The organism is Mycobacterium sp. IDUB_37, from assembly GCF_055419245.1.
Window position 1 is genome coordinate 181,924 of record NZ_JBVAXG010000005.1, and the last position, 11,339, is coordinate 193,262.

The following is an 11,339-nucleotide window of genomic DNA, read 5'->3' on the forward strand; positions in this document are numbered from 1 at the left end:
GCCGTCATGCTCGAAATGATCGACAAGGGTGCTACCACCGAAGCCCACCCGACCCCGCTGCTGTTCGTGCACGGCGGCTGTCTGTCGGCGTGGTGTTGGGACGAACACTTTCTCGACTTCTTCGCCGACCGAGGTTTCCGGGCCGTCGCGGTGAGCGAGCGCGCGCACGGTTCCAGCAGCTCGCCGACACCGCTGGCCAAGTGTGGGATCGCCGACTATCTGCACGACGTGCGCTGGGCCGCAGACCAACTCGGCGGACGACCCATCCTGATCGGCCATTCCACCGGTGGCTTCATCACGCAGAAGTACCTCCAGGGCCGAGACGCGCCCGCCGCAGTTCTGCTGGCATCGACCCCGTCGCGCGGCATCTTCCCCGCCGCGGTGCGCGTGTGGCGTAGACATCCGTGGGTTTCCATGCGGGCCAATATGTTTGGGGGCTCCCACCACCTCTTCAACACGCCCCCGCTGGCGCGCGAATTCTTCTTCAGCCCCCAGACTCCGCAAGATCTCGTCGACTCGTGCGCGGCCAACGTCGAGCCGGACAGCCTGCGCGCCGTCTTCACCGACCAGGCGTTTCGGTTACCCCGACCCAAACGTGTGACGACGCCACTGTTGGTGCTGGGCGCCGAGCACGACGGACTGATCAACGACAAGGATGTGCACTGGACGGCGCGGGCCTACGGGACCAGGGCCGAAATTTTTCCGGGAATGGGACACATGATGATGCTGGAACCCGGATGGACCGAGGTTGCCGAGCGGATCTGCAACTGGCTGAGCGAGCGAGGACTCTAGAAATCATGGGAGTGGACTCACAACGACGCGATTGTGCGATCAGTGTGCTGGGCGGGCCGACCACGGTGGTCGATATCGCGGGCCGCCGGATCGTGATGGACCCGACTTTCGACCCACCTGGCCCGCACGCCTACCTGACCAAGACCGCGGGTCCGGCGGTGACCGCGGACGCCCTCGGCCCGGTGGACGTGGTGCTGATCAGCCACGACCAGCATCCCGACAACCTGGACGACGCGGGCCGCCGGATGGCACTCGCCGCTCCCCTGGTGCTCACCCACCCCGGCGGCGCGGGCAGGTTGGGTCCACCGGCGGTGGGTTTGGCGCCCTGGTTGACCTACGAGCTACCGGGCGGCACGGGTCACCTTGTCGTGCAAGCTGTTCCGGCCGTGCACGGTCCGGCCGACGGCGCTCGCGACGACAGCGGTCACGTCAACTGTGAAGTGACCGGCTTTGTGCTGTCCGGCGGTCCCGGCTCTGGCCTGCCCACCGTGTATCTCAGCGGCGACAACGCCTCGATGAACGTGCTGCGCCAAGTCGCCGAGCATGTGGGTGAGATCGACATCGCGGTGTTGTTCGCGGGCGCGGCGAGCGTGCCGACCAAGGAACGCGGCCGGCCGCTGACGCTGACCTCGGCGCGTGCGGCGGCCGCCGCAGAAATACTGGGCGCCAAATTGGTGGTGCCCGCCCACGTGGATGGCTGGGCCCACTTCAGCGAAGGCACCGACGAGTTCGTCGCAGCGTTCGATCAAGCCGGAATCAGCGGCGTGCTCGGGGTCGCTCCCCACGGGCAGTGGATCGACTGGACTGCCCCCGAGTAGCCGCTGATCCCTAGCCGGCTCAGGATCCCGTGTAGGGCAGGTTCGGGATGTTGTTGGGCAGGCTCGGCAGATTGGGGATGTCGGACAGCGACGGCAGCGGCCCACCCTGCTGGAACAGCTGGACCGCGGCGTCCTGCCCGTTGGTGTTGGCGACCAGGTCACGAATCACGAAGTAGAGATCGGTGCTGGCCCGGGTGGCCAGTTGGGCTGCGACGTCGTACTCGGTCAAGCGGGTTCCCGGCACGGGGGTGCCGCCGCGCGGCGTGTGTGGGCCGTCCTTGTTCAGCAGCGTGTGGCATTCCTGGAAGCCCGGGGGCGGGCCTCCCGCCGGGCAGCCCTCAAGAGGGAACTGCTGCGAGAAGTCGATGTTGTAGTACCCGGTGTGCAGATCGGCCGGGAAATCAGCGGGGTTGCAGGTCGGGAAGATCGGCGGCGCGAGGCGGTCAAGCTGACCGATGGCGATGTCGTCGTCGACGAAGTTCGAGTGCGCGTAGAAGTCCTGCTGGGTGTGCAGCAGAGCGCCGAAGGCGGCGCGCGCTGCCGGGCCATCGACTTCCACGTTGCCGTTGAGCACCGATCCGCTCAGCACGACGGGAGAGAACACGTTCCACGCCTGCCCCGCCCGGTTGCAGACGTCGACCGGGTTTATCGAGTTATCCAGGTGCCGAAACTCGTCGGTCGCAAACGCGTCACTGCCCATGGCGCCGCCGCCCGGCGGCGGGCCCACCAGAATCTGGTTGATGGCCAGCTGGCTGACCTGGTCCGCCGGCAGCGCGTTGCGCGTGATCGTTTCGTGGTACTTGACGTAGAACGCGTGCGCCGTGGGTGCCCCGAACGATACGACGGCGGCAATGGCCGCCAGTATCGCCACGAGGACGCCCAGCGGGTGTCTGCGGGTTAGCGTCATGAGAACTCCGGTGCTGGTAGGGACTTGAGAAAGACTCGGTGTCGTGCGCCTTCGTAGACGTTTCCTCATGAACCCTACGAAATCAATAAATACGCGGCGATATCAGCATGGGTGAATACGCTGCTGATTCACCCGATGCGCGCTGACGCTTACGTCAACATTTGCAACGTATAGGTGCGCCATTTGATACTCGCAGCGGCCGGAAAAGGGCGACACCACAGCGTTTTTCGCGGGCTATGCGTAGGGCAGCGTGGTTGTTCGACGGGTTTCGGCGGTGTCGTCGAGCAGCTGGGAGAACTTGGCCTGCAACGCGGCGGTGGCGTCGGCGACCGGCTTGTCGCAGAAGCGACAACGCACGGTGAACTTCGACTGCTCGTCCTCACCCGGCCAGAATCGGCGCTCGCCGACCGCGGCGCCGGGATCGAATTGGACCAGCTGATGCGCACTCTCCCGCAAGATCCGGCCGACCGGATGGGCTTGCGGGCATTCGAGTTTCAACGTGCCGATGCCTTCGGAAAAGCTCATCGGTGACTACACATCGCTGGTGGTGTAGCGCGTCTTCGCCGGCGGCGCGGCCAGCAGCGGCGGCAACTCGGTCACTTTGCCTTCACCGGCGCGGAAGGCGCGGTACGCCTCGTCGGCCTCGATGGAGTCCCAGATCTCGTAGATCAGCCAGTGCCCCTCGTCATCCTCGTCGACGAGCACGTCGGTGCGAAGGTTGCCGTCGAACCCGCGGGTGACCTCCAGCGTCCGGTGCATCAGCTCCCGACCGGCAGCCACCGACTCCGGCTTGAATCGAAGCTCGAGAATCACCGTGACCGACATCGTTGCCTCCATCTACTGCACCCAAGTGCGCCTGCAAGGCGAGGCTACCGGCCGCGCCGCCTCGCGTGGTCGGCGGCCACTACGCGTTGAGACCGTTGAGCCCGTCGAGGCCGAACAGCAATCCGCCCGAGCCGCCGGCGCCGGGAGGACCTGACGAACCCATCCCGGCATGGCCCGCGTTGCCGCCGTTGCCGCCATCACCGATCAGGAAGGCGTCGCCGCCGTTGCCGCCGCCGCCATCTACCGAGAATCCGGTGCCACCGGAGCCGCCAGCGCCGCCATTGCCGATCAGCCCGGCTTTGCCGCCTGCGCTGCCGGAGCCACCCATGCCGTTGATCGAGGTGCCGCCACTGCCCCCGACCCCGCCATTGCCCGAGACGAGGCCCGCGGCGCCACCCAATCCGCCATTGCCGCCATGCTTGCCGGCCGCTCCGCCGTCACCGCCGGCGCCGCCACCGCCGCCGAGTATGCCGCCGCTGCCACCGTCACCACCAGCGCCACCGAAGCCGTTTCCCGGTTCTCCGCCACCTCCGTCGCCACCGGCACCGCCCGTCGCCCACAGTCCCCCGTTTCCGCCGTTGCCACCAGCGCCGCCGACTCCCGCGACCCCAACCCCGGCGCCACCAGTACCGCCGGCGCCCCCGGCGCCAAACCATCCGCCGACCCCGCCGCTGCCGCCCGTTCCGCCGGACGGTCCCAAGCCGCCGGCGCCACCGGCACCACCGGGGCCAAAGAGCCCGCCCGCACCGCCCTGGCCACCCAGACCTGCAACACCAACGACGGATTCGCCGCCGGCACCGCCGGCTCCGCCGGCGGCGAATATGCCGCCTGTCCCGCCGGTGCCCCCAGTCCCGCCGATCCCGCTCCCGGACAAGCCGCCCGCCCCGCCCACGCCCCCACCCCCACCGAGCAGGCCTCCAGCCCCGCCGTTGCCCTGGTTCCCGCCGGACCCGACGGACCCGCCGACGCCGCCCAACAGACCACCTGCACCGCCGTTGCCGCCGTTGTGGCCAGACTGGCCAGATCCCCCGGCGCCGCCATTCCCGATGAGCCACCCCGCGTCACCACCGTTGGCCCCGGTATTGGACTTTCCGTTGGCGCCGTTGCCGATCAGCGGGCGCCCGGTCAGCAGCTGGCTGGGGGTGTTGATTACGTTCAGCAACTGCTGCTCGATGGCCTGAAGGGGGTTGGTATTGGCCGCCTCGGCCAGAGCGTATTGGGCAGCACCACCACTGAGCAGCTGGCCGAATTGCTGCTGATATTGCGCTATTTGGGCGCTCAGCTCCTGATAGGCCTGGCCGTGGGCGCCGAATAAAGCGGCGATGCCGGCCGATATCTCGTCGGCCGCAGCGGCCGCAAGATTGGTTGTCGAGCCCGCGGCGGCGACGTTGGCGGCGCTGATGGTCCTAGCGATATCCGCCAGATCGGCGGCCGCAGCCGCCATGTATTCCGGCGCCGCAATTACGTATGCCATCACATATGACATCGGGGGTCCCCAGCTGTTCGCACTGTCCTCGCGGATGTAGTTTGCGCGAGCAGGAGGGCCCGGTTGATCGGGAATTTTCCCTATGTTGAGTGGACGCGGACGCGCGCGGCAGCCTGGGTGCGGTTCTCGACGCCGAATTTGGTCAGGATCGCTGCTACGTGGTGGCCGACGGTCTTGGGACTGATGGACAGCTTGACCGCCATCTCGGCGTCGGTGTGCCCGGCCGCAAGCAGGTTAAGCACCTCACGTTCCCGACGCGTCAACCCGTGCGGGTCGGCCAGTGTGTCAGCGCGGCGACCACGCTTGGTGGGTCCGCGCAATTCCCCGAGTCGCTGCCGGGCGCGCCGCGCAGCCGCAGCCGCACCCAGTTGGCGGAACGTTTCCAATGCGTTTTCCACCGCTGCGATGTCACCGTCAAGCTGGGCGATGGCCGCATCGTAGGGGCAGCAGCGGTGGCGCCATTGCAGCGCGGCACCCGCCCAGTCGCCGCCGACCTCCAGCTGGAACGGCGCTACTGGCCCCACCCCGGCGAGCGCGTCCAGCAGCGGGCCCAGCGGTCGCGGGGCTGCCAGCGGGTCACACCACCCGCGCAGCACCCGGACATCGATATCGAGCGCGGCGGTGAACTTGCTGATCACGGTCTTACCGACTCCCGCCTCACCGCGCAGCAATACTGCATGGCCGTCGCCGTTGCGGGCGGCACGCGTCAGCGCGCCGAGGGTGCCCAGCACTCTCTCGCGCTCCAGCAGGCGCTCCACCCCGGGCACGCTACGCACGGCGACGCTTCCGATTGCGGCGAATTGGTGTGTGATTTGTACAAGTTAGGTGTCGGATTGCTGTGCGTGTTCGCCGAAGCTTGGACGGGCAGATGCACTGGGTTAACGCAACCAGATATGCCACGCGAAGCCCCCGATTTGAATTCAAATATGACTTTAATCAGAACTTTCTGTGCGGCTGATTTTAACGTGCCCGCCGACGCAGCCGGATGTGTTTTCGTCATGGCGAGAGTCGTATTCGGATGCGCCGAAGTGATCGGCGCGGTCCACGCAGCAGCCGCAGTTCGCAGTTGCGACTGTGGTCCCTAGACCGGACGTTGGCGCTCCGCGCCGAATTCATTGAACTGAGACTGGGTTGTGGTCCCGGCTGGGATCGAATTAGCCTAACGCGCGGACGCAAAATGCGCAATGATCTGCGGATATTGTTGTGCCACAGCGTATTTGAAGTCTTAGCATGAACCATCGCGTACCAGCGCGATTCAACGGTATGCTACTAGGGATAGCCCACGGATAGCCCGGCTCAGCAAACACGCAGGCCAGAAGTTTTCCTGACTGGATTGAATCGGAGAGATACAAATGTCTTGGAAGAATGCTTGTGACGATTGCGGGCAGAAGATCGACCCTGATGACTTGTTCTGGCAGATTCGGGTCGGCACTGGCCGTAGCGCGAAGGACAACACGCTGCCCGGCAAGATTCTGCAACGAACCTACCTGTGTAAGCACTGCATCGGCAGGCACGAATTTGGCGGGCTCGGTAAATGACGACTTGGCACCTACCGCACGCCTTGGACCAGGCTCTTCAAAGCCTGCCTGACGACGCAGACCCAAAAACGCGGCTGAGCACAGTCTGGAAGCACTATGAAGCCGCGACCGGCGAAACTATCGGAGATTCACCCACCGCAGAGCAGCGTCATAATGTACACCAGTGGGTCAAACAGGAATGCATTAACGGTCAGCCGCCTTTAACGCTACTTGGCAAACGCCCGCGCTTCGCTGTGCCTGTTTCAAACGACATAACTTCCAAAGTCCGCAAACTAACTCAAGTCTTATGCAACGCATGTGAACCCATTGTGCGTGACGACGGCACATTTCCAATGATTCTAAATATGCCTATCAAAGTTCCACCGTGGTCCGCTCAGTCGGTCGGAAATCGCAACAAAGTTATTGTTGAAGCAATTCGCGAGCAGTTGCAAAAAACGCAACGATACAAACCGTGGGGCGAGTCGCCGATATGCATGAGTGTTGCAGCGGTACTACCACACACTCCCAACTACCCGAAGGATACGGATAATCTCGCCAAAGGCTTATTAGATGCACTTCAAGGTGTGCTTTACAATAATGACAAGCAAGTCCAGTGCCTGACGGCGCGTCGCTTTGAATATGGCGGATCAATTGGATACTACCTAATCGGCGCACGTGCAGTTCACCCTTGGGATACCGATGTGATTTATGATGATCCGACGGATCCAAAAATCCTGTCGGGAATTATCACGCTACCGCAGTAGCAGAATTTTTGGGGAGATATCGATGAGCGGCACCAAGAATCATCGCGGGTGGGGCTGGATACGTAAGCGGACCAGTGGACGCTTCCAAGCGTCCTACGTAGGACCAGATAATGCGCGTCATTTTGCACCCGAGACGTTCGAGCGCAAGATGGATGCTGAGGAATGGTTAGCGACCGAACGGCGTGAGATCGAACAAGCGAAGGTTAAAGTACGCACCGGCAAGACAACACGATTGGATTGGGTGGGGCCAAAGCAACGTGAACTTGCCATCGCGGCAATCTTCGAAACGGACAAGACACTGGCCGATTACGGAAAACAATGGATTGAACAGCGGAACCTAAAGCCGCGTACTGCGATCCAGTATCAGACGCTATTGGACAAGCACATCACGCCCAAGCTGGGCAACGTGTTGGTTCGACAGTTGAACGCGGCCACTGTGCGCAATTGGTACGCAACAACTTTGCGGGACAAGCCAACGTACCGTTCACATGCCTACCAATTGCTCCACGCGATCTGCAAAACCGCTGTCGCAGATGACTTACTAGACAAAAACCCTTGCATGATTGAAGGCGCAACGTCGGTCAAAACTACTCGCGAAGCTGTCGTGCCTACGATTGGGCAGTTGCAAGTGATCGCGGAGAAGATAGAGCCGAAATTCAAAGCGTACGTACTCATTTCGGCATGGTGCGGCTTGCGCTTTGGCGAAGTGATTGAACTGCGGCGCAAGGATATTAGCGACGGCTGCGAAGTCATCACAGTCTCGCGCGGTGTCACCCATCGGTCTACTACTGATGCTGATTCCAAATTGAACCGATGCATCGTCAGCACTCCAAAGTCACACAAGGGCCGCACGGTCATCGTGCCTGAGCACTTCCGCGCCGACATTCAATCGCACCTAGACAAGTTCGCCGAACCTGGCAGGGATGGCCGGTTGTTCGTTCCCGTTCGCAAGGGTTGCCACGTAGCAGACCGCGTGATTCGTGATGCCTTCCGCTTGGCCTGCACAAGTGCCGACGTGTCAGGTATGCGGCTTCACGACATGCGCCACTTCGCAGGCCACCAAACGGCCCGCGTAGCCAACCTGCCCGAAACGATGGCCCGACTAGGCCACAGCACGTCTACGGCATCTCTGCGCTATCAGGGCCAGGTTTCAGGCCGTGCCGTCGAAATCGCCGCTGCGTTGTCGGCTCTTGCAAACGTGCCCGAACTACCCGAGGATTCAACAGACGCGCAAATGGTCAAAGCCATTGAAACACAGCAGGTTTCGTAGTCCGGCTGGATCAAAACCAGCCGGGTACTAGCCTATCCATGCAGGTCAAAGCCGTGATACCCTGCCCGGCCCGTCTGTTTGGGCTATCCATCGGCTATCCATGCAGGTCAATGTCCTATCCTGACCGGCCAGGTGGCAGCGCTCGCAGGGCACCTGTGCGCGCGTTGGTGACGTTGGCTGTCACGATAGCGTCAACGCCGGTGATATGCGGCCCTGAGCGGTCATGTCGCGGCCTATCGGCACGTCGCCGGGGTGATGGCCTAGCGGGTGGGGTCTCATCGGCCAGCGGAGCCGCTGCGCCGCCGCAATGCGTTTCATTGAATTGATTGCCGGATTCATTCTGCGATCTTGAATCATGTTGGTAGTCAACATCATTCGATTGATTTGTGGTTGAGGCAGGTGCGGGGTGTGAAACATCATGCTCTACGTTGAGAAAATCCATCGGGTCAGGTTCTAGGCCTCTGGCCGCGCGGCTCTCCGCTCTGCTGCCAGAAGTGATGTCTTCAAAAATTTCATCAAAGCCCGATGATGCGCCGGCAGACACCACAACTTCGTTCGGTGCTTTCAAGCCGCTACGGTCCAGGGCATCTTTGATGGCAGATAGGCGGTTGGACTCGGATTCACCGTTGATCGCAATCCCCAGCAGTTCTTTTGCCATGAGGTCGGCTGCATTGTCCAGACGTGCTCGCGCAGCTTGACGCACGAATTTGCTTGCGCCGCCGTGGTATCGGCAAACCGTGCCGCCTTTGATCGCAGCATTCAGGCATTGTGAACCGTCTTTTTTGTGCGCTTTGCAACGGCGCTCCGGCACAGAGGATTTCGACCACTGAGCTTCTTTGGTGCCGTTCGGTTCGTAGTGCTTGGCTTGAATAACTGCTGGTAGGTGGGCTGCCGCCGCTTCCATAGGTCTATTGCCCGAGGGGTGATCGCCGCTATCGTTTTCAACTGATATCACTTCAACATCTAAAATTCCGCTTCCATCATCGCTTGGCGCGCAATCAGGCCGCGAATCAGTCAAACCCAATACTTGTGCGATATCCGTCGCATTCAAGCCCATCTCTCGCAATGTGCCTTCATTCAGCTCATCGTTGTTCAGCGTTGCTTTAAGCTCCGCCAACCACCTAGCCCTCTTACGTGACACCTTCTCGGCATCGGTCATCTTTCGCGGCATTTCAACACCTTTCGATTCATTTCTACTGTCAATTCCGCCGAAAATGCGGATTTTTGTTTGCTGAAATCACTGAGCGGCGTTCGTGCAAACGCGGTCAGGGTGGACAGGGTGGATACGGTGGACACTGCCCGCGCAAATTCCCGCATGCTGCCGGTATGCGATACAGGTCTAGTTACATTTTTCCTGGTCAAACGCAGATACGGATTTCAGTCGAAAACGTGTTCGTGTCCACCCTGTCCACGGTGTCCACCCTGTCCACCCCTTTGCCCTGGCGAACGCTACAGCTCCCCACCGGGTTTGCTACAGCAACCAAATCACCTCTCCTTTCTGGCCTTTCGTATTCGTTGAGGTCTCCATTCTCACCGTCTGATCGTTGATCAGTTTTGACAGCGCTGGATCGAAATACGGTCTATCGCGGCTAGAGATGCACGATTTCCGTAATTCGCTGCGCGACAACGATTTACCAGATTTGCCAAGCTGCTTGATGATGTTATTCGCGACCCGCGACACCGCTAATTCTTCTCGCTTGGATTCGGCAACGTCGGCCAGCGCACCTTTGACCTCAGCGGCAACTGTGCTGCGAGTCTTTTTGGTGCGGGCAATGATTCGTTGCGTTTCGGAACGCAGACCATCGCTGACCGTGACGACGTGATCGGCCAGCTTCCAATCATTTTCGGTGATTTCGTCAAGCCGTCCGTGGAGCGCCATCATCAGCGCGGCGGTTTTGAGCTGCAAGAGCAACCTGTGTCCGTTTTCGTTGTCGTCGGTCAAACCGCGCATGAGCGCGGCCCTTGCTTCTAGACGCACTGCTTTACGCGCTGATTCAGGAACGCGCAGAACGTGGAAGCTCCCGGGGTCGGGTGAAAGATGCAACAGGTTCGCGCGGGCGAGATCGGTCTTGGTATCACCTACTGACCAGGACGGCAGGTCCAGCCGTGGCGACGGCCTAGGTTCGTGTTCTGGTGGTTCGTGGTCATAGGCGGGCATCCACAGAAACCGCTGCGGTGTGCCTACTTCAGAGCCTTTGAACAGGGTCTCCGCTGCGGTTGTTTGGACACCGAGAATCATCGCCAGGCGGTAGCGGTGATCGCGGATCACAATGCGCTTGTCTTCGGTGGCGTAGTCAAAACCTAACCGTTCGCCACTCCACGCTCCGCGCAGCTCGGCCATAACGCCGTTGCCTAACCGGCTAGATGCGACGGTCAGTGATTCAACTTCGGGGATGACAGCAAGAGCCGTCCACGCCTTGCCGACCTGGTAACCCGCGCCACTTTTGGGTTTGGTGACGTAGGCGTACAACTTCGCCACGCCCTCGGCGCTGGCGGGTTTGGACGTTGGGACATCGGGGTCAGTGATTAGCCAATCGCGGGCGGCCACGATAGAACCGCTCTTGGTTGCGCCGCTGGAACCGACAAGGGCAACGAAGTAGTTCAAACTGGCATAGCCGACACGCAACGGCGGCAAGACGACTTCGGGCGGAATCGTTGTGGCGACTCTGGCGAGCACACAACCGAGCATCGAATAGGGTGGTACCCAACGCGATTGCGCGAATTGTCGCAGATCACTCAAAATCTTTGAAGATTTCCAGAACCACTCGTCGCCGTCACCGGAACAATCATCATTCGGCCACTCGACCGATACCTGATTTCCGTTGTGCCCGTTCGTATTTGACTTGACCCATGTCGACGGGTCGCCTAAGCTCATGTCATCCCTTTTGATCAGCCCGTAGCGATGATTACCAGTCGAACGCTGCGGGCTTTTCATTGTTTGCAACTAGGCTTCAACGCCC

Annotated in this window: 12 protein-coding genes; 5 read left to right on the forward strand and 7 right to left on the reverse strand. The window is 61.5% G+C overall.

Translation table 11 applies throughout. The annotated features are described in order from the left end of the window. Positions 1 to 6 precede the first annotated feature (6 nt). Together ACZY1I_RS18560 and ACZY1I_RS18565 are read left to right on the forward strand one after the other, a co-directional pair. A complete protein-coding gene (locus tag ACZY1I_RS18560) occupies positions 7 to 792 on the forward strand; it encodes an alpha/beta hydrolase (protein WP_463755928.1) in 786 nt (261 codons plus the stop codon). 11 nt (positions 793 to 803) lie between these two features. Next, positions 804 to 1,610 carry an MBL fold metallo-hydrolase gene (locus tag ACZY1I_RS18565; RefSeq protein ID WP_463756292.1) on the forward strand — a complete coding sequence of 269 codons (807 nt, stop codon included), beginning with the start codon at positions 804 to 806 and terminating at the stop codon, positions 1,608 to 1,610. A gap of 19 nt (positions 1,611 to 1,629) precedes the next feature. Here the strand turns inward: ACZY1I_RS18565 and ACZY1I_RS18570 are convergent, their stop codons facing one another. From ACZY1I_RS18570 to ACZY1I_RS18590, 5 genes are all read right to left on the reverse strand, one after another. Continuing rightward, a complete protein-coding gene (locus tag ACZY1I_RS18570) occupies positions 1,630 to 2,517 on the reverse strand; it encodes a hypothetical protein (protein WP_463755929.1) in 888 nt (295 codons plus the stop codon). Positions 2,518 to 2,751: 234 nt separating this feature from the next. Further along, the gene (locus ACZY1I_RS18575) at positions 2,752 to 3,042 is read right to left on the reverse strand and encodes a hypothetical protein (RefSeq protein WP_463755930.1); all 291 of its coding nucleotides are present in this window, start codon (positions 3,040 to 3,042) and stop codon (positions 2,752 to 2,754) included. A gap of 6 nt (positions 3,043 to 3,048) precedes the next feature. Further along, entirely contained in the window at positions 3,049 to 3,342 is a 294-nt protein-coding gene (locus tag ACZY1I_RS18580) for a putative quinol monooxygenase (protein WP_463755931.1), read from the reverse strand. A 79-nt stretch (positions 3,343 to 3,421) separates the two neighbouring features. Continuing rightward, positions 3,422 to 4,816, reverse strand: a complete 1,395-nt coding sequence (locus tag ACZY1I_RS18585; RefSeq protein WP_463756293.1) for a PE family protein — start codon at positions 4,814 to 4,816, stop codon at positions 3,422 to 3,424. A gap of 92 nt (positions 4,817 to 4,908) precedes the next feature. Continuing rightward, positions 4,909 to 5,586, reverse strand: coding sequence for a helix-turn-helix transcriptional regulator (locus tag ACZY1I_RS18590; protein ID WP_463755932.1), 678 nt, complete (start codon positions 5,584 to 5,586; stop codon positions 4,909 to 4,911). A gap of 594 nt (positions 5,587 to 6,180) precedes the next feature. On the opposite strand from ACZY1I_RS18590, the gene ACZY1I_RS18595 reads away from it, so the two are divergent. Genes ACZY1I_RS18595 through ACZY1I_RS18605 form a run of 3 tightly spaced genes read left to right on the forward strand, consistent with a single transcriptional unit; the run spans position 6,181 to position 8,379 of the window. Then, entirely contained in the window at positions 6,181 to 6,366 is a 186-nt protein-coding gene (locus ACZY1I_RS18595; RefSeq protein WP_463755933.1) for a hypothetical protein, read from the forward strand. Continuing rightward, a complete protein-coding gene (locus ACZY1I_RS18600) occupies positions 6,363 to 7,109 on the forward strand; it encodes a RusA family crossover junction endodeoxyribonuclease (RefSeq protein ID WP_463755934.1) in 747 nt (248 codons plus the stop codon). Before ACZY1I_RS18595 ends, ACZY1I_RS18600 begins: the two co-directional genes overlap by 4 nt. A 22-nt stretch (positions 7,110 to 7,131) precedes the next feature. After that, positions 7,132 to 8,379 carry a tyrosine-type recombinase/integrase gene (locus ACZY1I_RS18605; protein ID WP_463755935.1) on the forward strand — a complete coding sequence of 416 codons (1,248 nt, stop codon included), beginning with the start codon at positions 7,132 to 7,134 and terminating at the stop codon, positions 8,377 to 8,379. A 115-nt stretch (positions 8,380 to 8,494) separates the two neighbouring features. Here the strand turns inward: ACZY1I_RS18605 and ACZY1I_RS18610 are convergent, their stop codons facing one another. Together ACZY1I_RS18610 and ACZY1I_RS18615 are read right to left on the reverse strand one after the other, a co-directional pair. Continuing rightward, on the reverse strand, positions 8,495 to 9,550 hold the full coding sequence (locus ACZY1I_RS18610; protein WP_463755936.1) for an HGGxSTG domain-containing protein: 1,056 nt from the start codon (positions 9,548 to 9,550) through the stop codon (positions 8,495 to 8,497). A 300-nt stretch (positions 9,551 to 9,850) separates the two neighbouring features. Further along, positions 9,851 to 11,314, reverse strand: coding sequence for a hypothetical protein (locus tag ACZY1I_RS18615; RefSeq protein WP_463755937.1), 1,464 nt, complete (start codon positions 11,312 to 11,314; stop codon positions 9,851 to 9,853). Positions 11,315 to 11,339 lie beyond the last annotated feature (25 nt).